General features: G+C 64.9%; 18 protein-coding genes. All 18 read left to right on the plus strand.

Features of this window, described 5'->3' with window-relative positions; genetic code table 11:
- Nucleotide 1 precedes the first annotated feature (1 nt).
- On the plus strand, nt 2–775 hold the full coding sequence (locus AACY45_RS04725) for a substrate-binding periplasmic protein (protein WP_339544382.1): 774 nt from the start codon (nt 2–4) through the stop codon (nt 773–775).
- Nucleotides 772–3,033 (plus strand): ATP-binding protein, encoded by a 2,262-nt coding sequence (locus tag AACY45_RS04730; protein WP_339544383.1) that lies wholly within the window; start codon nt 772–774, stop codon nt 3,031–3,033. Before AACY45_RS04725 ends, AACY45_RS04730 begins: the two co-directional genes overlap by 4 nt.
- Before the next feature lie 176 nt (nt 3,034–3,209).
- Nucleotides 3,210–4,622: an amino acid permease gene (locus AACY45_RS04735; RefSeq protein ID WP_339544384.1), complete on the plus strand. Its 1,413-nt coding sequence runs from the start codon at nt 3,210–3,212 to the stop codon at nt 4,620–4,622.
- Between the two features lie 455 nt (nt 4,623–5,077).
- On the plus strand, nt 5,078–5,869 hold the full coding sequence (locus AACY45_RS04740; RefSeq protein WP_339544385.1) for an enoyl-CoA hydratase/isomerase family protein: 792 nt from the start codon (nt 5,078–5,080) through the stop codon (nt 5,867–5,869).
- A 39-nt stretch (nt 5,870–5,908) separates the two neighbouring features.
- Entirely contained in the window at nt 5,909–7,069 is a 1,161-nt protein-coding gene (locus tag AACY45_RS04745; protein WP_339544386.1) for an acyl-CoA dehydrogenase family protein, read from the plus strand.
- A gap of 19 nt (nt 7,070–7,088) precedes the next feature.
- Nucleotides 7,089–9,188 (plus strand): acetate--CoA ligase family protein, encoded by a 2,100-nt coding sequence (locus tag AACY45_RS04750; protein WP_339544387.1) that lies wholly within the window; start codon nt 7,089–7,091, stop codon nt 9,186–9,188.
- A 10-nt stretch (nt 9,189–9,198) separates the two neighbouring features.
- Nucleotides 9,199–10,806: a 5-guanidino-2-oxopentanoate decarboxylase gene (locus AACY45_RS04755; RefSeq protein WP_339544388.1), complete on the plus strand. Its 1,608-nt coding sequence runs from the start codon at nt 9,199–9,201 to the stop codon at nt 10,804–10,806.
- A 30-nt stretch (nt 10,807–10,836) separates the two neighbouring features.
- Nucleotides 10,837–12,027, plus strand: a complete 1,191-nt coding sequence (locus tag AACY45_RS04760) for a pyridoxal phosphate-dependent aminotransferase (protein WP_339544389.1) — start codon at nt 10,837–10,839, stop codon at nt 12,025–12,027.
- The gene (locus AACY45_RS04765) at nt 12,020–13,435 is read left to right on the plus strand and encodes an aldehyde dehydrogenase family protein (RefSeq protein WP_339544390.1); all 1,416 of its coding nucleotides are present in this window, start codon (nt 12,020–12,022) and stop codon (nt 13,433–13,435) included. Before AACY45_RS04760 ends, AACY45_RS04765 begins: the two co-directional genes overlap by 8 nt.
- Before the next feature lie 107 nt (nt 13,436–13,542).
- Entirely contained in the window at nt 13,543–15,144 is a 1,602-nt protein-coding gene (locus tag AACY45_RS04770; RefSeq protein ID WP_339544391.1) for an ABC transporter substrate-binding protein, read from the plus strand.
- 136 nt (nt 15,145–15,280) lie between these two features.
- Nucleotides 15,281–16,240: an ABC transporter permease gene (locus tag AACY45_RS04775; RefSeq protein ID WP_339544392.1), complete on the plus strand. Its 960-nt coding sequence runs from the start codon at nt 15,281–15,283 to the stop codon at nt 16,238–16,240.
- A 3-nt stretch (nt 16,241–16,243) separates the two neighbouring features.
- Nucleotides 16,244–17,071 (plus strand): ABC transporter permease, encoded by an 828-nt coding sequence (locus tag AACY45_RS04780; protein WP_339544393.1) that lies wholly within the window; start codon nt 16,244–16,246, stop codon nt 17,069–17,071.
- A gap of 2 nt (nt 17,072–17,073) precedes the next feature.
- Nucleotides 17,074–18,720 carry an ABC transporter ATP-binding protein gene (locus AACY45_RS04785; RefSeq protein WP_339544394.1) on the plus strand — a complete coding sequence of 549 codons (1,647 nt, stop codon included), beginning with the start codon at nt 17,074–17,076 and terminating at the stop codon, nt 18,718–18,720.
- 9 nt (nt 18,721–18,729) lie between these two features.
- Complete coding sequence (locus AACY45_RS04790; protein WP_339544395.1) at nt 18,730–19,452, plus strand: NAD(P)H-dependent oxidoreductase; 723 nt, start codon at nt 18,730–18,732, stop codon at nt 19,450–19,452.
- Nucleotides 19,453–19,589: 137 nt separating this feature from the next.
- On the plus strand, nt 19,590–20,480 hold the full coding sequence (locus tag AACY45_RS04795; protein ID WP_339544396.1) for a universal stress protein: 891 nt from the start codon (nt 19,590–19,592) through the stop codon (nt 20,478–20,480).
- A gap of 247 nt (nt 20,481–20,727) precedes the next feature.
- Nucleotides 20,728–21,831 carry a polyamine ABC transporter substrate-binding protein gene (locus AACY45_RS04800; protein WP_339544397.1) on the plus strand — a complete coding sequence of 368 codons (1,104 nt, stop codon included), beginning with the start codon at nt 20,728–20,730 and terminating at the stop codon, nt 21,829–21,831.
- A gap of 52 nt (nt 21,832–21,883) precedes the next feature.
- Nucleotides 21,884–23,302, plus strand: a complete 1,419-nt coding sequence (locus AACY45_RS04805; protein ID WP_339544398.1) for an aminotransferase — start codon at nt 21,884–21,886, stop codon at nt 23,300–23,302.
- 50 nt (nt 23,303–23,352) lie between these two features.
- A complete protein-coding gene (locus tag AACY45_RS04810; protein ID WP_339544399.1) occupies nt 23,353–24,204 on the plus strand; it encodes a helix-turn-helix transcriptional regulator in 852 nt (283 codons plus the stop codon).
- Nucleotides 24,205–24,281 lie beyond the last annotated feature (77 nt).

The raw sequence follows: 24,281 nt of genomic DNA on the forward strand, positions 1-24,281 counted from the left end.
GATGGTGCGCGCCCTCGGGCTGGTACTGCTGCTTCTGGGCGGCACGGCGATGGCCGCCGAGAAAGTCCGCTACTGCGATTACCCGGTGTACCCGCCGATCTCCTGGAGTGACGGCAAGCAGGTGCGTGGCCTGGCCCCGAGCGTGGTCAGGCACCTGTTCGGCGCGCTGGGCTACGAGGTCGAGACCGTGGTGCTGGGCAATTGGAAACGCTGCCTGCTGGACGCCGCCGAAGGCCGGGTCGACGTGGTGCTGGCCTACAGCACCGCGCAACGCGAGCAAAGCCTGTTGTTCTCCGGTGTGCCGGTGCTGCGCGAGGACGTGGCGGTGTTCATCAACCGCCAGCACCCGGTGCGCTTCGAACGCCTCGAAGACCTGGCCCGGTACCGCGGCGGCCTGCTGTTCGGGGAAAGCTATGGGGTGGATTTCGACCGTTTGGTGGCCCGCAGCAACAATATCGAATGGGTCTCCGACAGCGGGCAGAACTTCGGCAAACTGATTCGCGGGCGCATCGACTTCATCACCCAGGAGCGGCGCACCGGCGAGCTGTACGTCGAACACCTGAAAGGCGCCGAGGACATCGTCGCCTTGCCCAAGCCCTTGAGCGTCGACTACCTGCGGATCGCGGTGTCGCGGCGCTCGACACTGGCCAGCCAGATGCCGCAGATCGATGCCCAGTTGCAGCGCATGGTCGAGGCCGGCGACATCCAACGCTGGCTCAACGAAAGCACCGTCACCTACCGCGACATGATCAGCCTGCCGGCGGACGCCCGATGATCCGCGCCCGACCCGGTGGATTGTTGCGGCGCCTGCTGCTGTTCATCCTGTTGTTCAGCCTGTGTTTTACCGTGCTCGCCAGCACCGTGCAGCTGTACTTCGAATACCGCCGCGAGATGCGTGACATCGACTCGCGCATGGAGCTGATTCGGGCCGGATATCTGGCCAGTCTGGAACGCAGCCTGTGGGACCTCAACCAGGAACAGTTGAACGTGCAACTGCGGGGCCTGGTGGATTTCTCCGACGTGGCCCGGGTACGCCTGAGCAGCCCGGACTTCGAGTTGCTGCAGGGCAATCCGCAGCCGGTCGGGCCGTTGCGCATCGAGCGCTTCGAACTGGATTACCAGCCGCCTTCCGGGGAAAAACGCCACCTGGGGCAACTGGAGGTCAGCACTGACCTGGGGGCCGTGTACCAGCGGCTGTACGCCACCGGTTTGACCAGCCTGCTGTGGATGAGTGTGTTTCTCTGCGGCCTGGCAGTGGCGCTGTCCGGACTGTTCTACCGTCTGGTGACCCGCCACCTGCAAGTGATGGCTGGCTTCGCCCGACGCATCGCCGCCGGCGAATGGCAGGAACCCTTGCACCTGGACAAGAGCCGCAGTGGCGTGCCGGATGAAATCGACACCGTGGCCCACGCCCTGGACGACATGCGCCGGGCGATTCTCAGTGACATCGACCGCCGCGAATCCGACCGCCTGGCCCTGCAGGACAATCGCGATGACCTGCTGCGCATGGTCGAGCGGCGCACCGCCAGCCTGATGCGTGCCAAGGACGAAGCCGAGGCGGCCAACCTCGCCAAGTCGCGGTTCCTGGCCACCATGAGTCACGAGTTGCGCACACCGCTCAATGGCATCCTCGGCATGGCGCAACTGCTGCGCAGCCCGCGTCTGGACGAACTCGATGGCAAACGCCTGGATGCCCTGCACAAGGCCGGAGAAGGGTTGCTGACCATTCTCAACGAGGTGCTGTACTTCGCGCGCCTGGAAGAGGGCGAAACCCACCCGGAGCCGGTCAATTTTTCCCTGCGTCAACTGCTGGATGAGGTGCTGACCCTGCTGGAGCCACGAGCGCTGGGCAATCGCACGCGCCTGCAGTGCCTGGTCGACCCGCAGCTCGCGCCACGCCAGTTGGGGGCCGAACAGTTCCTGCGCCAGGTGCTGAGCAACCTGCTGGCCAACGCCATCAAGTTCACCGAGGGCGGCGAGGTCAGTGTGCAGGTGTTACTGCTGGCGCCGCTGCCTGGGTACGACGGGCAACGAGTGCGGGTCAGCGTCACTGACAACGGCATCGGGATTGCCCCGGCCATGCAGGAAAAAATCTTCGAGCGCTTCACCCAGGCCAGTGAGGAGGTGGCGCAACGTTTTGGCGGGACCGGACTGGGCCTGGCCATCTGCAAACACCTGGTGCAGAAAATGGGCGGCAGTATCGGCGTCGACAGCCAGCCGGGGCGGGGCAGTTGCTTCTGGTTCGAGCTGACGCTGGCGCCGGCGGGCGAACTGCTCGAGGGTCCCATCGAGCAGGCCAGCGGTCCGCCCCTGAAGATCCTGGTGGTCGAAGACGTGGCGCTCAACCGTGAGGTGGTCAGCGGCCTGCTGCAACGGGACGGGCATCAGGTGTGGCTCGCCGAGGAGGGCCCGCAGGGTTTGGCCCAGTGCGCCGGCCAGGGGTTTGACCTGATCCTGCTGGACGTGCATTTGCCGGGGATCAGCGGCGTCGAGCTGTGCAGGCAGATTCGTAGCGGTGCCGGGCCGAACCGCGCCACGCGAATTTTTGCCCTGACCGCCAGCGTGCAACCGGCGCTCGTGCGCGGCTATCTGGATGCCGGGATGGACGGCATCCTCGCCAAGCCTCTGAAACTGGCCGAGCTGCGTGCAGCCCTGGCGGGGCAGATGCCGCTGGCCGAACCCGCGGCGCAGGACGGGGCCATGGACTGGCCGCTGTTGCATACCCATCGCACGCTGCTCGGCGAACAGAAAGTCCTGGGCCTGCTGAGTGTGCTGCGCACCTCGATCATCCAGCACCGTGGGGCCCTGGCGGAGGCCATCGACGCCTGCGACTGCACCGAGGTCGCGCACCTGGCCCATCGCCTGGCCGGCAGCAGTGACTCCCTGGGGTTCCGCGCCCTGGCCCAGGCGTTGCGGGCACTGGAAGACGCGGCGCTGGGCAACGCCGAATCGGCCCTGTGTGACCTCGCGCCCCAGGTCGACGCCCAGTTCCACGAGGCCCTGCACACCCTCAAAGGCCTGTTGCAGAGCTGACGTACAAATCTGTTACGACTTTCTACAACTTCGATCTTTACCGTCAACGCGAACTTACATGGTCTTCCAATAATCGAGGCAACCGCCACCGCGCGGTCTTCGAAGCTTATTGGAGATAATAATAATGAATGGCCGTAAAGCTGATCCCGTCCACCTCACTCGCCTGGGGTGCTGACATGACGCAAACCACTGAACGTACAGGCATCCACCTGACCCGCGCCCTGAAAAGCCGGCACATCTTCATGCTGTCTTTGGGCGGGGTGATCGGCACCGGGCTGTTCATGGGCTCCGGCGTGACCATTAACCAGGGCGGTCCGGTGGGCGCGATTCTGGCGTACCTGGTGGCCGGTTTCCTGATGTACCTGGTGATGGTCTGCCTGGGTGAGTTGTCGGTGCAGATGCCGGTGTCCGGCTCGTTCCAGACCCACGCCACTCAGTTCATCGGCCCGGCCACCGGCTTCATGATCGGCTGGGTGTACTGGATGAGCTGGGCCACCACCGTGGGCCTGGAGTTCACCGCCGCCGGTATGCTGATGGTGCGCTGGTTCCCGGACGTCCCGATCTGGTACTGGTCGGCGCTGTTCGTGGTGGTGCTGTTCGGCCTCAACGCCCTGGCCACCCGCGCCTTCGGCGAAGCCGAGTACTGGTTCTCGGGGATCAAGGTGGCGGCGATCCTGGGGTTTATCGTGGTCGGCGTGCTGGTGATCTTCGGCGCGATCCCGCTGAGCAGCGGTGCTCCGGCGCCGGGGATGAGCAACCTGATCGGCGACGCCGTGTTTCCCAACGGCCTGTCAGCGGTGTTTGCGGTGATGATGACCGTGGTCTACGCCTTCCAGGGCTGCGAAATCATGGGGGTGGCGGCGGGTGAAACCGACCAGCCGGAAAAGAGCATTCCACGGGCCGTGCGCAACGTGGTGTTCCGCGTGCTGATCTTCTACGTGCTGGCGATCATTGTGCTGTCCGCGATCGTCCCGTGGCAGCAGGCCGGCCTGATGGAAAGCCCGTTCGTGCAGGTGTTCGACATGGTCGGCATTCCCTATGCCGCGGACCTGATGAACTTCGTGATCCTCACCGCGATCCTCTCGGTGGGCAACTCCGGCCTCTACGCCTCGACCCGGATCCTCTGGGCCATGTCCAAGACCGGCATGGCGCCGAAAAGCCTGTCGCCCCTGAGCAAGCGCGGCGTGCCATTGCGCGCCCTGAGCATCACCCTGTGTTTTGCCCTGGTGTCCCTGATGACCAGCTTCGTCGCCGCCGATACGCTGTTCATGGTGCTGATGGCCGTGAGCGGGATGTCCGGCACCGTGACCTGGATCGTCATCGCCCTGGCCCAATACAAATTCCGCAAGGCCTACCTGCGTGATGGCGGCAAACTCGAAGACCTGAAATACCGCGCCCCGTGGTTCCCGGTGTTGCCGCTGGTGTGCATCGCCCTGTGCTGCTCGTTGTTCGTATTCCTGGCCCTGGACCCAACCCAACGCCCATCGCTGTACTGGGGCTTCGGCTTCATTACCCTGTGCTATGGCGCCTACTTCCTGATCCACCGCAAACGCCAGGGCGTACTGACCCCACAACTGCCCACCACATAACCCACCCCTCCTGGGCGCCTGCTCGTGATGGTCGCCAATGATGACGCGCACAGCCTGATGCACCGCGCCGTCCTTGCGACCATCGCTGGCAGGCCAGCTCCCACAGGTCCGGATCACCACTAACAATCTCGGTTGCGACCTACACCCCCTGTAGGAGCGAGCTTGCTCGCGATGGTCGCCAACGATGACGCGCACTGCCTGGATGTACGCGTCGCACTTGAGGTCGTCGCGAACTGGCTCGCTCCCACAGATGCTGTCATCAGTTGTGCAAAGTTGTAACGGCGCGCTCTGCCGCTAAGCGTCACTCACAAATAAACCCTTCAAATACAACTAGATAACTGTGTTCTCCTCTGTTACAGCGGATTTTCCCAGCGATTGCCGCCTTACTGAACACTCGTTTAGTATGGCCTCAAGTCGCAGTACCTCAGGCCAACCACAATAATTCGAGGATTCCCATGACTACTGATTCTGCCGTGCTCAGCCAGGTTGCAGCCGGCGTTGCCTGGATCACCCTCAATCGCACCGCCCAGCGCAATGCGCTGGACATCCCGACCTTGAAATACCTGCATGCCTTGCTCGATGGCTACAACGCCGACCCGCAGGTGCGGGTGGTGGTGTTGACCGGCAGTGGCCGCAGTTTCTGCGCCGGCGCCGACCTCGATGAGTGGGCCGCCGCCGAGGCCCGCGGCGCGCTGGAAAGCTACGGCTGGACCGAAACCGCCCACGCCCTGATGAACCGCCTGTACAGCCTGGAAAAACCCACCATTGCTGCGATCAACGGCACCGCCGTGGGTGCCGGGATGGACCTGACCCTGTGCTGCGACCTGCGCATCGCCGGGCAATCGGCGCGCTTCAAGGCCGGCTACACCAGCATGGCGTACTCGCCCGATGCCGGTGCCAGCTGGCACTTGCCGCGCCTGATTGGCAGTGAGCAGGCCAAGCGCCTGTTGTTCCTCGACGAGCTGTGGGGCAGCGAACGGGCCCTAGCCGCCGGGCTGGTGGGCGAAGTCTGCGCCGACGAGCAACTGCACAGCGTCACGGCGCAACTGGCGACGCGCCTGGCCAATGGACCGACCTTTGCCTTCGCTCAGGCCAAGCGGCTCATGCGCGAAGGCGCCGACCGTAGCCTGGCGCAACAACTCCAGGCCGAGCTGGCCGCTGGCCTGCTGTGCGGGCGCAGCGAAGACGCCAGCGAAGCCCTGCGCGCCGTCGCCGAAAAACGCCCGGCGCGTTTTATCGGCCGCTAACGCCCCACCTCAATCAGCACACGAACAACAGGTAGCCGCATGAATTTCCAACTGACCCAAGAACAAGAAATGTTGGTGGACGCCGTACGCAGCTTTGTCACCAAGGAGCTGCTGCCCTATGAAGAGGCGGTGGACCGCGCCGACGAAGTCTCGCCCGAGCTGGCGGCGCAGATCCGCGGCAAGGCGATCGCTGCCGGCTTTTATGCGTTCAACATGCCGGAGGAGGTGGGCGGTGGCGGCCTGGACTACCTGTCCCAGGCGCTGATCGAGCGCGAACTGTCCAAGGTCTCCTGGGCGCTGCACGTGTTCGTCGCACGGCCTTCGAAGATCCTCATGGCGTGCACCGGCCAGCAGATCAACGACTACCTGTTGCCGTGCATCCAGGGCGAAAAAATCGACTGCTTCGCCCTCACCGAACCGGGTGCCGGCTCCGATGCCAACTCGATCAAGACCCGCGCGGTACGGGACGGCGACGACTTTGTGCTCAACGGCAGCAAGCACTTCATCAGCCACGCCGGGCACGCCGACTTCGCCATTGTCTTTGCCGTGACCGACACCTACGAACACAACGGTCGTACGCGTAACGCCGTGACCTCGTTCCTGGTGGACCGCAATACCCCGGGCATGACCATCCGCCGCGGCCCGAAATGCGTCAGCAACCGCGGCTATCACACCTTCGAAATGTTCTTCGACGACTGCCGTGTGCCGGCCTCCAAGGTACTGGGTGAAGTCGGCAAGGGCTGGGACGTGGCCAACGCCTGGCTGACCGCCGGGCGGGTGATGGTGGCCGCCAACTGTGTCGGCCAGGCGCAACGGGCGCTGGACGTCTCCCTGCAATGGGCCGCGGACCGCAAGCAGTTTGGCCAGCCGATCGGCACCTACCAAGGCATCTCGTTCAAGTTGGCGGACATGGCCACGCAGATCCGCGCGGCCGAGTTGTTGACCCTGCACACCGCCTGGAAGATGGACCAGGGCAGCATGACCGATGGCGAAGCCGGCATGGCCAAGCTGTTCGCCAGCGAAACCCTGGGCAAGGTCGCCGACGAAGCGGTACAGATCTTCGGTGGCATGGGCCTGATGGATGAATGTGTGGTCGAGCGCATCTGGCGCAACGCGCGGATCGAGCGGGTCTGGGAAGGCACCTCGGAAATCCAGCGGCACATCATTTCCCGCGAGCTGCTGCGGCCGCTGCTGCGCTGATCGGTCCCGGAGAACCCCCATGTCCCTGACAATTCGAGACAACCTCAAGCGCCTGCTCGCCCCACGCCACGTCGCGTTTGTCGGCGGGCGCAGCATGGCCCGCGCCCTCAAGCGCTGCGCCGAAGGTGGTTATGCCGGCCCGATGTGGCTGGTCAACCCGCAACACGACGAACTGGAAGGCGTGCCGTGCGTCCGCCAGGTCAGCGATCTGCCCTGTGGTCCGGACGCGGTGTTCATCGCCACCAACCGTGAGCTGACCCTGACCTGCGTTCGCGATCTGGCCGCCAAGGGCGCGGGCGGGGCGATCTGCTACGCCTCCGGGTTCGCCGAGACCGGCGCCGAAGGCCAGGCCCTGCAACAGCAACTGCTCGAGGCCGCCGGCGACATGGCCTTGCTCGGCCCCAACTGCTACGGCTTGCTCGACTACCTGCACAGCTGTGCGTTGTGGCCGGTGGCCCATGGCGGCAAGGCGGTGGAGCGGGGCGTGGCCGTGCTGACCCAAAGTGGCAACTTCGCCTACAACCTGTCGATGAGCGACCGCTCGCTGCCGGTGGCCTACATGGCGTCGGTGGGCAACCAGGCGCAACTGGGCGTGGCGGAATTGATGGACGTGTTGCTCGACGAACCGCGCGTGACCGCCATCGGCCTGCACCTGGAAGGCCTGAACAACGTCCCGGCCTTTGCCCGCGCCGCGCACAAGGCGCTGGAGCAGGGCATCCCGGTGGTCGTCCTGAAAACCGGGGTGTCACAGATCGGCGCCGAGCTGGCGCTCAGTCACACCAGTTCGCTGTCCGGCTCCGATGCCTTGTACGACGCGCTGTTTGCGCGCCTTGGGGTGATTCGGGTCAGTGGCCCGGTGAGCTTCGTCGAGACCCTGAAAGCGGCAGCCTGCGGCCGGTTGCCCAGCGGCAACCGCCTGATTGCGCTGGCCTGTTCCGGTGGCGATGCCGGGCTGATTGCCGACTACGCCGAACGTAACGAGCTGCGCTTGCCCGCACTCGACGCGGGGCAAACCACCGAGCTGGCGCAGGTCTTGCCCAGCTACGCCAACCTGGTCAATCCGCTGGACTTCACCACCGCCATCTGGGGCGATGGCGAGGCCCTCAACCGGATGCTCGACAGTGCCCTGCGCACCGAAGCCGACGCGGCCATGCTGGTGCTCGATTACCCCGCCCAGTTCACTGGCGAGCGCAAGGAGTGCGACCTGTTGCTGGAGCTGTACTGCCAGGCGCTGGTGCACCACGGCAAGACCGGCTTCGTCACCTCGGCCTTCCCGGAGCTGCTGCCGGCCCATGCCCGCGAGCGCTTGCATGCCCAGGGCGTCGCTGCCTTGCAGGGGGTGGAAGACGGCCTGGCCGCCTGGGGCCGGATCGCCGGTTATCAGGCGAATCGCCAGGCATTGCTGGCCCTGGGTGAGTCGGCGTTGGTGCCGCTGTGTCCGCAGTCGCTGGCGGGGGCGGGGCGGCTGCTCAATGAATGGGATGCCAAGCAGGCGCTGCGGGCCTTTGGCTTGCCGGTACCGAATGGCGTGCGCAGCACCGTATCGCAGGCACTGGAGGATGCCCAACGCCTGGGTTACCCCTTGGTGCTCAAGGCGCTCAGCGCCGAGTTACCCCACAAGACCGAAGCCGGGGCCGTGGCGCTCAACCTCAAGGACGCCGCCGCCTTGACTGCCGCCCTGAGCAACATGGCGACCCGCATTGGTGCCTACGCCCCTGGCGTGGCCTTCGACCAGGTGCTGTTGGAACCCATGGCCAGCACGCCGTTGGCGGAGCTGATTGTCGGCATCAAGCGCGAAAACGACTTTGGCCTGGCGCTGGTGATCGGTGCCGGCGGGATCCTGGTGGAGTTGCTCAAGGACAGTCGGAGCCTGCTGCTGCCGACCACTGAAGGGGCGATTCGCAATGCCTTGTTGAGTTTGCGCAGTGCCGCCTTGCTCCAGGGTTTTCGTGGCCGGCCGCCGGCGGACCTCGAGGCACTGGTGGCGGCGATCCGCGCAGTGGCCGACTACGCCTGCGAAAACGCCGGGCAGTTGCTGGAACTCGATGTAAACCCATTGTTGGTCGGTGCCCACGGCACGACCGCGGTCGATGCGTTGATTCGCCTCGGCCATGCGTGAGGATAAACACATGCACACCACACCCTTGACCGGCGGCCAGGCCCTGGTTCGCCTGCTGGCCAACTACGGCGTCGACACTGTGTTCGGCATTCCCGGGGTACACACCCTGGAGCTGTACCGCGGCTTGCCCGGCAGCGGCATCCGCCACGTCTTGACCCGGCATGAACAAGGCGCCAGCTTCATGGCCGACGGCTACGCACGGGTCAGCGGCAAGCCGGGAGTCTGCTTCATCATCACCGGCCCCGGGGTGACCAATGCCGCCACCGGTATCGGCCAGGCCTATGCCGACTCGATCCCGATGCTGGTGATCTCCAGCGTCAACCACACCGCCAGCCTCGGCAAGGGCTGGGGCTGCCTGCACGAAACCCAGGATCAGCGCGCCATGACCGCGCCGATCACTGCGTTCTCGGCGGTGGCCTTGAGCACTGACGACCTGCCGCAATTGATCGCCCGGGCCTACGCGGTGTTCGACAGCGAACGTCCGCGCCCGGTGCATATTTCGGTGCCGCTGGACGTATTGTCGGCGCCGGTATCCCGTGACTGGAGCCAGGACGTGGTGCTGCGCCCGGGACGTGGCGCCGCGGCTGCCTGCGCCCTGGACCAGGCAGTGCGCAAATTGAACGGCGCCAAACGGCCGATGATCATCGCCGGGGGCGGCGCCCTGGAGGCGAGCGCGCAACTGCAGCAACTCAGCACCCGTCTGGCCGCGCCCCTGTTCACCAGCGTCGCCGGCAAGGGCCTGTTGCCGCCGCAGGCCGCACTCAATGCCGGTTCGTCGTTGTGCGTGGAGCCGGGCTGGCACCTGATTGCCGAGGCCGACGTGGTGCTGGCGGTGGGCACGGAAATGGCCGACACCGACTTCTGGCGCGAGCGCTTGCCCCTGAATGCCGAGCTGCTGCGAGTCGACATTGACCCGCGCAAGTTCAACGACTTCTACCCCTGTGCCGTGGCCCTGCACGGCGATGCCCGGCAAACCCTGGACGGCTTGCTCGAACGCCTGCCGACCAGCCCCCGCGACGCCAGCGCGGCGATTGCCGCCGTCGCCGCCTTGCGCGAAGCGGTGCAGGCCGGTCACGGCCCGTTGCAGTCGATCCACCAGGCCATTTTGCAGCGCATTGGCGCTGAACTGCCGGACAACGCCTTTATCAGCACCGACATGACCCAACTGGCCTACACCGGCAACTACGCATTCGACAGCCTGGCCCCGCGCAGTTGGTTGCACCCCACGGGCTACGGCACCCTGGGGTATGGCTTGCCCGCCGGGATCGGCGCCAAGTTCGGCGCACCGCAGCGCCCGGGCCTGGTACTGGTGGGCGACGGTGGGTTCCTCTACACCGCCCAGGAACTGGCGACCGCCGTCGAGGAACTGGACAGCCCGCTGGTGGTGCTGTTGTGGAACAACGACGCCCTGGGCCAGATCCGCGACGACATGTTGAGCCTGGACATCGAGCCGATCGGTGTGCTGCCGCGCAATCCGGACTTTGCCGCCCTCGGTCGCGCGTTCGGCTGCACTGTCAGCCAACCGCAGAGCCTGGCCGAGCTGCAGACCGATTTGCGCCACGGCTTCAAACGCAACGGCGTCACCCTGATCGAGCTCAAGCATGCCTGCGCTCATTGATTTAATGATTTGTTTGACGGAGGCAGGACCATGCGTTTTTCCGATCTGACCCAACGTATCGCCGGTGACGGCGCCGCCGCCTGGGATATTCACTACCGTGCTCTGGCCTTGCGCGAGCAGGGCGCAGACATTCTGCTGCTGTCGGTGGGCGACCCGGATTTCGACACCCCGGCGCCCATCGTCCAGGCCGCCATCGACAGCCTGCTGGCGGGCAACACCCACTACGCCGACGTGCGCGGCAAACGCACCCTGCGTGAGGCCATCGCCCGGCGGCACCAGGCGCGCAGCGGCCAGGCGGTCACCAGCGAACAGGTGATCGTCCTGGCCGGCGCCCAATGTGCGCTGTTCAGCGTGGCCCAGTGCGTGCTCAACCCGGGCGACGAAGTGCTGGTCGCCGAACCCATGTACGTCACCTATGAAGCGGTATTCGGTGCCTGCGGCGCCGTGGTGATCCCGGTGCCGGTGCGTTCCGAGAACGGCTTTCGGGTGATGCCCGAAGACGTCGCCGCGCGCATCACCCCACGCACCCGGGCCCTGGCGCTCAACAGCCCGCACAACCCGTCGGGGGCCAGCCTGCCGAGAAGCACCTGGCAAGCCCTGGCCGAACTGTGCATCGGCCACGACCTGTGGCTGATCTCCGACGAGGTCTACAGCGAGCTGCTGTTTGACGGCGAACACCTGAGCCCGGCCAGTTTGCCGGGCATGGCAGAGCGCACCGCGACCCTCAACAGCCTGTCGAAATCCCACGCCATGACCGGCTGGCGCATCGGCTGGGTGGTAGCACCACCGGCGCTGGCTGCGCACCTGGAAAACCTTGCGCTGTGCATGCTCTACGGCCTGCCGGATTTCGTCCAGGACGCCGCCGTGGTCGCCCTCGACACCCACATGCCGGAACTGGCGGCGATGCGCGAGGCCTATCGTCAGCGCCGCGACCTGGTCTGCGCAGCGTTGGCCGATTGCCCCGGGGTGCGGGCCTTGAAACCCGATGGCGGGATGTTCGTGATGCTCGACATCCGCGCCACCGGGCTCAGCGCCCAGGCGTTTGCCGACCGCCTGCTGGAACGTCACGGCGTCTCGGTCCTGGCCGGCGAAGCTTTTGGTCCCAGTGCGGCCGGGCATATCCGCCTGGGCCTGGTGGTCGACACCGAACCACTGCGCGAGGCCTGCCAGCGTATCGCCCGTTGTGCCCATGAACTGATGGAGGTCCAGGCCCATGCTTGATCACCGTTCGCTGTACATCGATGGCCGCTGGCTGACCCCGTCGGGGCAGGGCGTGGCCGAGGTGATCAACCCAGCCACCGAGGACGTCGCCGGCCGCGTGCCACTGGGCGATGAACGTGACGTCGAGCGGGCCGTGGCTGCGGCGCGGCGGGCGTTTGGCCCCTGGTCGCGTACCGCCTCCAGTGTGCGTGCCGGCTACATCCGCGCGCTGGCCGAGCAACTGCGGCTGCGGGCGGACGAGATGGCGGCGGTGATCACCCGCGAGTTGGGGATGCCGGTGCAATGGTGCCGCTCGGTGCAAGTGGACGGGCCGATCATTGGCCTGGAACAGTATGCGGAGCTGGCGGGCCTGATGGACCAGGTCCGCGAGGTCGGCAATTCCCTGGTGATCCGTGAAGCGGTGGGTGTCTGCGCCTTTATCAATCCGTGGAATTACCCGCTGCATCAACTGCTGGGCAAACTGGCGCCGGCCCTGGCCGCCGGGTGCACCGTGGTGGTCAAGCCGAGCCAGGAAACCCCACTGCACGCGTTCCTGCTGGCGCAGATGATCGACGCCATTGGCTTGCCGGCGGGGGTGTTCAACCTGGTCAGCGGGCCAGGTTCGAAAGTCGGCGAAGCCCTGGCCAAACACCCGGACGTCGACATGGTGTCGTTCACCGGTTCCACCGGCGCCGGGGTGCGTGTGGCCCAGGCCGCTGCACCGTCGGTCAAGCGGGTGTGCCTGGAACTGGGCGGCAAGTCGCCGCTGCTGATTGCCGAGGACGCCGATCTGGCCGCTGCCGTGCAATACGGCGTAGAGGACGTGATGATCAACTCCGGCCAAACCTGCACCGCCCTGACGCGCATGCTCTTGCCCGCCCGTCGTTACGCCGAGGCGGTGGAACTGGCACGCGAGCACACCCTTGGCCTGGCCATGGGGGATCCACTGGATCCACAGAGTTTTCTCGGGCCGATGTGCTCGGCGGCGCAACGGCGCACCGTGCAGGACTACATCCGCGTCGGCCAGCAGGAGGGGGCGCGGTTGGTGTGCGGCGGTGACCGCGTGCCGGCGTTCGAACGCGGCTACTACGTCACGCCGACCCTGTTCGCCGATGTCGACAACCGCATGCGCATCGCCCAGGAAGAGATCTTCGGCCCGGTGCTGTGCCTGATCCCCTACACCGATGAAGCGCACGCGTTGCAGCTCGCCAACGACTCGCCGTTCGGCCTGTCCAGCGCCGTCTGGGCCGGCAGCGCCGAGCGGGCATTGCACCTGGGCCGGCAAGTGCGCGCCGGCCAGTGTTTTATCAATGGCGCGGCCTTCAACTATCAGGCGCCGTTCGGCGGCTACAAACAATCCGGCAATGGCCGGGAGTGGGGGGAAGAGGGGCTCCATGAATTCGTCGAAGTGAAGGCGATCCAGGTGTGACAGTTGACGCCACACAGGGTGTTTGCACCGGGCCATGGCCCGGTGTCTTGCGTGGAGTGGGAGCGGTAATCGATTAACAACGCAGCTTTTTGATCAGAGGCCCTGCAATGAGCGATAACAACAACAAGATTACTCAAGCGAACCCTGCGCACAGTTTCCCGCGTCGGGACTTCCTCAAATACAGCGCGACGGCGGCCGCCGTGGCCGGTGCTTTCTCCATGGGCTTGCCGTTTGGCGCATTTGCCGAGGACCCGACCCCCAAGCCCGGCGGCGTGCTGCGCCTGGGCCTGGCCGGTGGCAGCACCACCGACTCGCGCGACCCCGGCTCCTGGAGCGACACCTTCACCTTCGTCGGGTTCTCGGCGGTGTACAACACCCTAAGTGAAATCGCGGTCGACGGCACCGCCATTCCGGAACTGGCGCAGAGCTGGGAGTCAAGCCCGGACGCGCGGGTCTGGACCTTCAAGCTGCGCCAGGGCGTGACCTTCCACAATGGCAAGCGCCTGAGCAGCGACGATGTGGTGGCCTCGATCCAGCACCACCTGGGCGAGAAGTCGACGTCGGCGGCCAAGACCGTGCTCGGCGATGTCGCCAAGGTCAGTGCCCAGGGCCCGGACAGCGTGGTGTTCGAACTGCACTCGGGCAACGCCGACTTCGCCTATGTGGTTGCCGATTACCACCTGGTGATCATGCCCAGCAAGGATGGGGTGCCGGACTGGCAGTCCGCGGTCGGCACCGGCGGCTATCGGCTCAAGGACTTCGAGCCGGGCGTGCGCATGACCCTGGAGCGCAGCCCCGACTACTGGAAACCCGGCCGGGCGCACTTCGCCAGTGCCGAGCTGATTGGCATTGCCGATGGCGCCGCGCGGGTCAATGCCCTGGTGACGGGCCAGGTGGATGTGATCAACAAGGTCGACCTGAAAACCGTGGCACTGCTCAAGCGCAACCCCAACCTGGTGATCGAGGAAACCAAGGGCGCCCAGCACTACACCTTCCCCATGCTCACCGACAGCCCGGTGTTCCAGAACAACGACGTGCGCCTGGCGATGAAGCACGCGATCAACCGTGAAACCCTACTGGCCTCGGTGCTCTACGGCTATGGCCTGGTGGGCAACGACCACCCGATCCAGCCCGGCAGTCGGTTCATCAACAGCGCGCTGGAACAACGCACCTACGATCCGGACAAGGCGCGGTTCCACCTGAAAAAGGCCGGCATGGATTCGCTCAAGGTGCGCCTGCAAGCGTCCGACGCGGCCTACACCGGGGCCGTGGACGCTTCGGTGCTGTTCAAGGAGCAGGCCCGTGCCGCCGGGATCGACATCGACGTGGTGCGCGAGCCCGCCGACGGTTTTTTCTCCAACGTCTGGATGAAGCAACCCTTCACCACCTCGTTCTGGTACAGCAGCCTGACCGCCGACCGCATGTTCAGCATCGGTTACGCCAAGGGCGCGGCCTGGAACGAAACCCACTGGGACAACCCGCGCTTCAACCAGTTGCTCAACGCCGCCCGGGGCGAGATGAACGAGCCGCTGCGCCGCGAGATGTACAACGAAATGCAGGCGCTGTGCCGTGACGACGGCGGGGCGATCGTGCCGTTGTTCGCCAGCTCCGTGGCGGCCCGTTCCAAGCGTGTCAACCACGGCGGCCAGACCGCGCCGTATGGCGAGCTGGACGGGCTGCGGGTGATCGAACGCTGGTGGCAGGCGTAAGAAATTGTCGAAGCGATGAACATCCCTGTGGGCGCGAGCTTGCTCGCGATAGCAATTGCTCAGGCAGCATTGATTTTGAATGCACTGCCGCCATCGCGAGCAAGCTCGCTCCCACAGTAGAAAAAGGAACCGCACGATGAGAAGTATTTTTCGCTTGTTAGGGCAGCGCCTGGCGTTAGGTCTGCTGTCATTGTTTGCCGTCTCGGTGATTATTTTCCTCGCCGTCGGCATGCTCCCGGGTGACATTGCCCAGGCCATGCTCGGCCAGTCGGCGACCCCGGAAACCGTCGCCGCATTTCGTGCCCAACTGGGCCTGGACATGCCGCCGTTGAGCCGTTTTGGCCACTGGATCTGGCAGTTGCTGCAGGGGGACCTGGGGGTGTCGCTGGCCAACCAGCGACCAATCGCCGACCTGGTTGGCAGCCGCCTGGGCAACACTTTCAGCCTGGCGCTGCTGGCGGCGCTGGTCTCGGTGCCGCTGGCCTTGCTCCTGGGCATGCTCGCGGCGTTGTATCGCAACAGCTGGTTCGACCGTTTGCTCAACACCTCGGCCTTGAGTGCGGTGTCGTTCCCCGAGTTCTTCGTGGCCTACCTGCTGATCCTGCTGTTCGCGGTCAAACTCAACTGGTTCCCGAGCATTTCCAACCTGGCCCCGGACGCCTCGCTGGGCACCATCCTCGAGCGCTCGGTGCTGCCGGTGGCGACCCTGAGCCTGGTGGTGATCGCGCAGATGATGCGCATGACCCGCGCCTCGCTGATCAACCTGCTGGCCAGCCCCTACATCGAAATGGCCCGGCTCAAGGGCATCAGCCCGTCGCGGATCATCTTTCGCCACGCTTTGCCCAACGCCCTGGCGCCGATCGTCAACGTGGTGGCGCTGAACCTGGCCTACCTAGTGGTGGGGGTGGTCGTGGTCGAGGTGGTGTTTGTCTATCCGGGGCTTGGCCAGTTGCTGGTGGACTCGGTGGCCAAGCGCGACATCCCGGTGGTGCAGGCCTGCAGCCTGATCTTCGCGGCCACCTACATCCTGCTCAATACCAGCGCCGACGTGCTGTCGATTGCCAGTAACCCACGCCTGATGCATCCGAAGGGGTAGACCATGAGCCTGCTTAAACACTTGCTCCGTGCGCCGCTGAGCGCCCAGTTCGGCCTGCTGGTGATCGTGCTGTACATCCAGGTGGCGCTGTTCGCTCCGCTGTTGGCGCCGTTCGGCGAAACCCAGGTGGTGGGTGAGGGGTTCGCGCCCTGGGGCGGTGAGTTCCTGCTGGGCACCGATAACCTGGGCCGCGACATGTTCAGCCGCCTGGTCTACGGCGCCCGCAATACCCTGGGGATTGCCTTCCTGACCACGCTGCTGGCGTTTCTGCTCGGCGGCTTGAGCGGGTTGGTGGCGGCGATCAAGGGCGGCTGGGTCGACCAGGGCCTGTCGCGGGTGGTGGACATCCTGATGGCCATCCCGCAACTGATCTTCGCCTTGCTGATCCTCAGCGTAGTGGGCACCACGGCCACCTCGCTGGTGCTGGTGATCGCGCTGCTGGACGCGACCCGGGTGTTCCGCCTGTCCCGGGCGGTGGCGATGAACGTGGTGGTCCAGGACTTCGTCGAGGCCGCGCGGTTGCGGGGCGAAGGCCTGTGGTGGCTGGTGACCCGCGAGGTACTGCCCAATGCCGCGGCACCGCTGATTGCCGAGTTCGGCCTGAGGTTCTGCTTTGTGTTCCTGTTCATCAGCGCGCTGTCGTTCCTCGGCCTGGGCATTCAACCGCCCACGGCCGACTGGGGCAGCATGGTGCGCGACAACGCGGTGCTGATCACCTTCGGTGACATCAGCCCGTTGCTGCCCGCCCTGGCCGTGGCGTTGATCACGGTCAGCGTCAACTTCGTCGTCGACTGGATGCTGCACAGATCCAGCGGTCTCAAGGAATGCTGAAGATGAAGACTGCCAAACCGCTGCTGGAAATCCGCAACCTGCACATCGAAGGTCACTACGAGGACGCCTGGCATCCGTTGATCAAGGGCATCGACCTGACCCTGCAACGGGGTGAGGTGCTGGGCCTGATCGGCGAGTCGGGGGCCGGCAAGTCGACGCTCGGCCTGGCCGCCATGGGCTACACCCGCGATGGCTGCCGAATCACCGGTGGATCGCTGCAGTTCGATGGCATCGACCTGCTGACGGCCAAGCCCGAGACCCTGCGCAAGCTGCGGGGGCTGCGCATCGCCTATGTCGCGCAGAGCGCCGCGGCGTCGTTCAACCCGGCCCATCGCTTGATTGACCAGCACGTGGAAACCGCCGTGCAGAACGCCGGCATCAGCCGGGCGCAAGCCATGGCCGAAGCCGTCGAGCTGTATCGGGTGCTGCGCCTGCCCAACCCCGAGCAGATCGGCCAGCGTTACCCACACCAGGTCTCCGGCGGCCAGCTGCAGCGGGTCATGACCGCCATGGCCATGGCTTGCCACCCGGACCTGATCATCTTTGATGAACCGACCACGGCCCTGGACGTCACCACCCAGATCGAGGTGCTGGCGGCGATCCGCGATGCCGTGGCAACGTACGGCAGTGCGGCGATCTACATCAGCCACGACCTGGCGGTGGTGGCGCAGATGGCCGATCGGATCATGGTGCTGCGCCACGGCAAGCTGGTGGAAGAGGCCCAGACCCGGCAGATGCTCGACGCCCCGCAGCAGGACTACACCAAGTCATTGTGGGCGGTGCGCAGTTTCCGCACCGAACCCAAGCCGTTGCCGCAGCAGGAACAGCCCTTGCTGGAATTGCGCAACAGCTGCGCCAGCTATGGTCAGCAGCCGGTACTGCACGACGTATCCCTGAGCCTGTATCGCGGCCAGACCCTGGCGGTGATCGGCGAGTCCGGCAGTGGCAAAAGCTCCACCGCGCGCTTGATCACCGGGCTGCTGCCACCGACAGCCGGCCAGGTGCTGTACGACGGCCAGCCGCTGCCGGCGGATTTTCGTCAACGCAGCAAGGAACAGTTGCGCAGGATCCAGATGATCTACCAGATCCCCGACACCGCACTCAACCCGCGCCAGCGCATCGTCGACATCATCGGCCGGCCGCTGACCTTCTACCTGGGCCTCAAGGGCAAGGCGCTGCGGGCCCGGGTCGCCGAGTTGCTGGAGATGATCGAACTCGATCCGACGACCTTCATGGAGCGCCAGCCCCGGGAGCTGTCCGGCGGCCAGAAGCAACGGATCTGCATCGCCCGGGCCCTGGCGGCCGATCCCCAACTGATCATTTGCGACGAAGTGACCTCGGCCCTCGACCAGTTGGTGGCCGAAGGCGTACTGAAACTGCTCAACCGCATTCAACAGCAACTGGACGTGTCCTACCTGTTCATCACCCACGACGTGGCCACGGTGCGGGCGATTGCCGACGAGGTATTGGTGATGCAAAGGGGCAGGGTGGTGGACCACGGTTCACGCGATGCCATCTTCACCCCGCCGCACCAGGACTACACCGGGCTGCTATTTTCCTCCGAACCGCAAATGGACCCCGACTGGCTCGACCGGTTACTGGCCACGCGCGCCGCACACCCTTCAACACCGACGCTTGCAGACGTCTAAGGAAGCCTCATGAACGTATTGATCGTCCACGCTCACCCCGAGCCGAACGCCTTCACCGCCGCCCTGCGTGACCAGGCCGTCACCACCCTCAAGGCCCAGGGCCACGAGGTGCAGGTCAGCGACCTGTACGCGATGAACTGGAACCCGGTGGCCAGCAGCCAGGACTTTTCCTCGCGGGAAAACCCCGACTACCTGGTCTACGCCCTTGAGCAACGCCTGGGGGTCAAGCGCCAATCGTTGGCCGCGGACATCCAGGGCGAGCTGGACAAGCTGCTGTGGGCCGACTTGCTGATCCTCAACTTCCCGATTTTCTGGTTCTCCGCCCCGGCCATGCTCAAGGGCTGGATCGACCGGGTGCTGGTGTCCGGCATCTGTTACGGCGGCAAGCGCTTCTACGACCAGGGTGGGCTGAGTGGCAAGAAGGCTCTGGTCAGCGTGACCCTGGGCGGGCGTGAGCACATGTTTGGCGAAGACGCGATCCACGGCCCGCTGCAGGACATGCTGCGGCCGATCCTGCGCGGGACCCTGGCCTACGTCGGTTTTGAGGTCCTGGAACCCTTCGTCGCCTGGCACGTGCCGTACATCAGCGATGAAGCGCGTCAGGCCTTCCTGGTGCAGTACGACCAGCGCTTGCAGCACCTGGCCGATGAACAGCCCCTGGCGTTCCCGCGCCTGGAGCAGTTTGACGAGCAGTTGTATCCGCTGCGCCAGCCGGCTGCGGCCGATGCCTGAAGGTATTGGCTGAACTGCCCGCGATAGCGCGCCAAACCAAAGGCCAGCAGCCAGTCTTGATTGGAATCAATACGCTAAACCCCCGCGGGTGCAGTCTTGGGTCAATACTGAACATAACTTCACCCGAGTACCCGACCATGAGCCAGTACCAACGCCTGCTGCTGATCATCAACCCGGCCCTGCGCCAGTCGCCGGCCATTCACCAGGCTGGAGCCCTGGCGGGGGCCAGTGGCGCGAGCCTGCACATCGTCGGGCTGATCAAGTCCCTGGGCATCCTGACCCTGCTGGAGGGCGATGACTGGGCCAGCGCGCGGGCCAGCTATCTGCAGGAACAGGACGTCTGGCTCCAGGCGCAGGCCGATCAACTGCGAGCCAGCGGGGTTGAGGTCACGGCCTATACCACGTGGTCCGAAGACGTCAAGAGCGACATCCTGGAGCACGTCAGCGAGCTGCAACCGGACCTGCTGATCAAGCAAGTGCAGCAGGAACCGCTGCTCAAGCGCACTTTCTTCACTCCGATGGACTGGCACCTGCTGCGCTACTGCCCGGTACCGACCTACCTGGTGGGCGACCAGGCCCGGGGCTTGCCGCGCAAGATCGTTGCGGCCATCGACAGCGCCAATGACCAGCCACAGAACCAGAAGCTCAACGAGCGGATCCTCAAGCAGGCCGAACGCCTGGCGTTGCAATGCGACGCCGAACTGCACCTGATCACAGCCTGCGACATAACCGCCGATTTTCTGGGTGACCTGGATGGCGCCGGGCTGGCGTTGAGCGACTTGACCCGGCAATTGCGCCAGGACCTGGAAAACGCCTTCCTCAATACCGCCGAGCATTTTGGCGTAGCGCCGGAGCGCCGCCACTTCATCAAGGGTGACCCGGTCCAGGTGCTGGCCGAATTCGCCCATCAGCACCAGGTGGATGTGCTGGTGCTGGGCCGCAACCAGTCGCGGGGCCTGGAAAAACTCATCGGCAGCACCACCGAGCACCTGCTGTACCAGGCTTCCTGCAGCGTGCTGGCGGTCTGATGGATGTCCCCGTAACCCTGTAGCCGCTGCCGAAGGCTGCGTTGGGTTGCGCAGCGCCCCCCGGCGGTGGTATTGCCAAGTTGGATGAAGGTCCTGCGGCCGTTAACGCAGCCTCGCGGGCTCGACAGCTGCTACGGGCTTGCGTTCGGGTACCCCCATTCGGGGTATGGTGCCGTTGCGTCAATCTGCCAATAGTAGGCACGCCCGCTCATCCAGAGCCGAGCCTGCTTATAAGGTGGAATGTGCAATGCGCAAGGCACTACAGGTGTTTTCCAGTCTGTTGCTTGCTCCCTTGTCCTGGGCGGTGCATGCCGCCGAGGTGAACGACGCCCACACGCTGCGGTTGTACAACTGGGCGGACTACATCGGTGAAAAGACCCTGGCCGACTTTGAGCAGGCCACGGGGATCAAGGTGATCTACGACACCTTCGATGCCTACGAGACCGTGCAGGCCAAGTTGCTCACCGGCCACTCCGGGTATGACCTGGTGGTGCTCAATGCCTCCCTGGTGCCGCCGCTGATCAAGGCCAAGGTGTTCCAACCCCTGGACAAGCAGCAACTGCCGGGCTGGAACAACCTGGACTCCAAGGTGCTGCACGACTTGCAGGGCTACGACGCCGGCGTCGTCTATTCGGCGCCCTACACCTGGGGCAGCAATGGCGTGACCTACAACGTCGACATGATCAAGGCCCGCATGCCCGATGCCCCCATCGGTTCGCTGGCGATGATCTTCGATCCCAAGATCGTTTCGCGTTTCGCTGACTGCGGCGTGACCCTGATCGATGCCCCCACCGAAGTCATTCCCCTGGCCTTGACCTACCTGGGTCGCGACCCCCACAGCGCTGCGCCGGCCGACCTCAAGGCCGCCCAGGACCTGCTGCTGTCGGTGCGGCCCTACATCAAGAAATTCGACTCGGTGAACTACCTCACCAGCCTGCCCAATGGCGATGTCTGTATGGCCATGACCTGGTCCGGCGACTACGCCACCGCCCAGGCCCGCGCAGAGGAGGCCAGGCTGAAGATCAACCTGGCGTACTTCGTGCCCAAGGAAGGCTCGCTGATCTGGTTCGACAACATGTACATCCCCGGTGACGCGCCCCACGTGGCCAACGCCCACAGGTTCCTCCAGTACCTGTTGCAACCCCAGGTGATGGCCGACGTCAGCAACTACATCCACTACGCCAACAGCAACCAGGCCGCCACCGCGTTGCTGAAGCCCGAGGTGCGTGACAACCAGGCGATCTACCCCGACGCCGCCACCCGTGAGCGGCTGTTTGCGCAGAAAACCCACGAGCCCAAGGACATGCGGGCCATCACCCGGGTCTGGAGCACGGTCAAGACCGGGCTCTGAGTCCGCGCCAACTTATCCCAGCTGATTGATCATTACCTTCGAGACCTTTGCCATGACCACGCCCAACGCCGAGTTCTTCAACCAGTTCGATAACGCCCAACTGGTCAAGGCCGACAAGGCCCACCACATGCACGGTTACCACGTGTTCGATGAGCACCGGCAAAACGGTGCGCTGAACATCGTCGCCGGTGACGGCGCCTATATTTACGACAGCGAAGGCCAGCGCTTTCTCGATGCAGTGGGCGGCATGTGGTGCACCAACATCGGCCTGGGTCGCGAGGAAATGGCCCTGGCGATTGCCGATCAGGTACGGCAACTGGCCTACGCCAATCCGTTCTGCGACATGGCCAACGCGGTGTCGATCCAGCTCTGCGAAAAACTCGCCAGCCTGGCGCCCGGCGACCTCGACCACGTGTTCCTCACCACCGGTGGCTCGACCGCGGTCGACACCGCCTACCGACTGATCCAGTACTACCAGAACTGCCGTGGCAAACCGCAGAAAAAACACATCATTGCCCGCTACAACGCCTATCACGGCTCGACCTGCCTGACGATGTCGATCGGCAACAAGGCCGCCGACCGGGTGCCAGAGTTCGATTACGCCCACGAGCTGATTCACCACGTCTCCAACCCCAACCCGTACCGCGCCCCCGATGGCATGGACGAGGCGCAGTTCCTCGAGTTCCTGATCCAGGAGTTCGAAGACAAGATCCACAGCATCGGTGCCGACCGGGTCGCGGCGTTTTTCGCCGAGCCGATCATGGGGTCCGGCGGGGTGATCATTCCCCCCGAAGGTTATCTGCAGCGCATGTGGCAGGTGTGCCAGGCCCACGACATCCTGTTTGTCGCCGATGAAGTGGTGACCTCGTTCGGCCGCCTGGGCAAGTGGTTCGCCTCCAGCGACCTGTTCGGCGTGCAGCCGGACATCATCACCACCGCCAAGGGCCTGACCTCGGCCTACCTGCCGCTGGGGGCGTGCATTTTCTCGACGCGGATCTGGGACGTGATCGCCGAGCCCGGCCAGGGCCGCTGCTTCACTCACGGCTTCACCTACAGCGGCCACCCGGTGTGCTGCACCGCGGCGCTGAAGAACATCGAGATCATCGAGCGCGAGAACCTGCTGGCCCACGTGCAGGACGTGGGCAGCTACCTGGAACAACGCCTGGGCACCCTGCGGGATTTACCGCTGGTGGGGGATGTGCGCTGCGAGAAACTCATGGCCTGTGTCGAGTTCGTGGCCGACAAGGCCAGCAAGGCGCTGTTTGCCGACGAGGTCAACATTGGCGAGCGGATTCATCTGCGGGCCCAGGCCAAGGGGTTGCTGGTGCGCCCGATCATGCACCTGAACGTGATGTCGCCGCCGCTGATCATCAGCCACGCCCAGGTCGATGAAATCGTCGAGACCCTGCGCGTGTGCATCCTGGAGGTTGCCGCCGAACTCCAGGCCCTGGACCTGTACACCGGGCGATGAGCAGCCGCCTGCCTATGCGCAGTCCTGGCTCACCGGCTAGACTGCGCGGCATGAGCAAAGCCCAGGACCACACACTGATCGCCTTACCCTGGCGTGCCCTGCATCAATGGCACGCCGCGCTTGCGCACGCCTTTGCCCGGATCGACACGGCGGATGCGTTGCGCTGCCTGGCGCAGGCACTGGGGCAACTGGTGGCGGTGGAATCGGTGATGATCAGCCTGGAACGCCAGGACCAGCCGCCCCAATCCCTGTACCTGCAAGGCATTCCCGAGCAGTACCGGGAGTCGGTGATCGAGCGCTACTTTTCCGGCGGCTACCTGCTCGATCCGTTTTGCCTGGCGGTGGAGCAGGGCCTGGCGGAAGGCTTCTACCACCTGGAAGAAATCGCCCCTGACGACTTTTTTGACAGCGACTACTACAAGACCTACTACCTCAAGGGCGGCTGTTCGGAAGACAGCTATTTCATTGTCGATGTCGGCAACCGGAGCAAGGTGTCCCTGAGTCTGTTCCAGGGCTTTGGTGGCCAGGCCTTGAGTGCCGGACAACTGGACCTGCTCCGCGCGGTCGAACCCATGGTTCGCCAGTTCATCCGCCAGTTCGCCCAGTGCAACCCACAGATAGCACAGCAGGATGCGGTGCGAGCGCCCGCGCCGGTCGATCTCAAACCCAGTATCCAACACGCCTTCGAGCATTTTGGGTGTGAGGTGCTGACCGAACGTGAGCGTGAAGTGGCCCACATGGTGCTGCGCGGCCACTCGGTCAAGTCGACGGCCAACGAACTGCGAATCGCCGCAGAAACCGTGCGCATGCACCGCAAGAACCTGTACCTGAAGTTGGCGATCAACTCCCAGTCCGAACTGTTTGCGCTGTTCATCGAGTGGCTGCGCCAGGACCGCCTCTGACCAGCCGCCAGCGCGGGGCGGCGACGGGCAAAGCCCTACGAGCGCGGGTATTACATCGATTAGTCGCAATCGCATGA

It is taken from the genome of Pseudomonas sp. RA_35y_Pfl2_P32, from assembly GCF_963970735.1.
Lineage (GTDB): Bacteria > Pseudomonadota > Gammaproteobacteria > Pseudomonadales > Pseudomonadaceae > Aquipseudomonas.

What these genes read in the sequence shown, in the direction of transcription:
- AACY45_RS04725 (WP_339544382.1), top strand. Translation starts at nt 2, where the DNA reads ATGGTGCGCGCCCTCGGGCTGGTACTGCTGCTTCTGGGCGGCACGGCG.
- AACY45_RS04730 (WP_339544383.1), top strand. Translation starts at nt 772, where the DNA reads ATGATCCGCGCCCGACCCGGTGGATTGTTGCGGCGCCTGCTGCTGTTC.
- AACY45_RS04735 (WP_339544384.1), top strand. Translation starts at nt 3,210, where the DNA reads ATGACGCAAACCACTGAACGTACAGGCATCCACCTGACCCGCGCCCTG.
- AACY45_RS04740 (WP_339544385.1), top strand. Translation starts at nt 5,078, where the DNA reads ATGACTACTGATTCTGCCGTGCTCAGCCAGGTTGCAGCCGGCGTTGCC.
- AACY45_RS04745 (WP_339544386.1), top strand. Translation starts at nt 5,909, where the DNA reads ATGAATTTCCAACTGACCCAAGAACAAGAAATGTTGGTGGACGCCGTA.
- AACY45_RS04750 (WP_339544387.1), top strand. Translation starts at nt 7,089, where the DNA reads ATGTCCCTGACAATTCGAGACAACCTCAAGCGCCTGCTCGCCCCACGC.
- AACY45_RS04755 (WP_339544388.1), top strand. Translation starts at nt 9,199, where the DNA reads ATGCACACCACACCCTTGACCGGCGGCCAGGCCCTGGTTCGCCTGCTG.
- AACY45_RS04760 (WP_339544389.1), top strand. Translation starts at nt 10,837, where the DNA reads ATGCGTTTTTCCGATCTGACCCAACGTATCGCCGGTGACGGCGCCGCC.
- AACY45_RS04765 (WP_339544390.1), top strand. Translation starts at nt 12,020, where the DNA reads ATGCTTGATCACCGTTCGCTGTACATCGATGGCCGCTGGCTGACCCCG.
- AACY45_RS04770 (WP_339544391.1), top strand. Translation starts at nt 13,543, where the DNA reads ATGAGCGATAACAACAACAAGATTACTCAAGCGAACCCTGCGCACAGT.
- AACY45_RS04775 (WP_339544392.1), top strand. Translation starts at nt 15,281, where the DNA reads ATGAGAAGTATTTTTCGCTTGTTAGGGCAGCGCCTGGCGTTAGGTCTG.
- AACY45_RS04780 (WP_339544393.1), top strand. Translation starts at nt 16,244, where the DNA reads ATGAGCCTGCTTAAACACTTGCTCCGTGCGCCGCTGAGCGCCCAGTTC.
- AACY45_RS04785 (WP_339544394.1), top strand. Translation starts at nt 17,074, where the DNA reads ATGAAGACTGCCAAACCGCTGCTGGAAATCCGCAACCTGCACATCGAA.
- AACY45_RS04790 (WP_339544395.1), top strand. Translation starts at nt 18,730, where the DNA reads ATGAACGTATTGATCGTCCACGCTCACCCCGAGCCGAACGCCTTCACC.
- AACY45_RS04795 (WP_339544396.1), top strand. Translation starts at nt 19,590, where the DNA reads ATGAGCCAGTACCAACGCCTGCTGCTGATCATCAACCCGGCCCTGCGC.
- AACY45_RS04800 (WP_339544397.1), top strand. Translation starts at nt 20,728, where the DNA reads ATGCGCAAGGCACTACAGGTGTTTTCCAGTCTGTTGCTTGCTCCCTTG.
- AACY45_RS04805 (WP_339544398.1), top strand. Translation starts at nt 21,884, where the DNA reads ATGACCACGCCCAACGCCGAGTTCTTCAACCAGTTCGATAACGCCCAA.
- AACY45_RS04810 (WP_339544399.1), top strand. Translation starts at nt 23,353, where the DNA reads ATGAGCAAAGCCCAGGACCACACACTGATCGCCTTACCCTGGCGTGCC.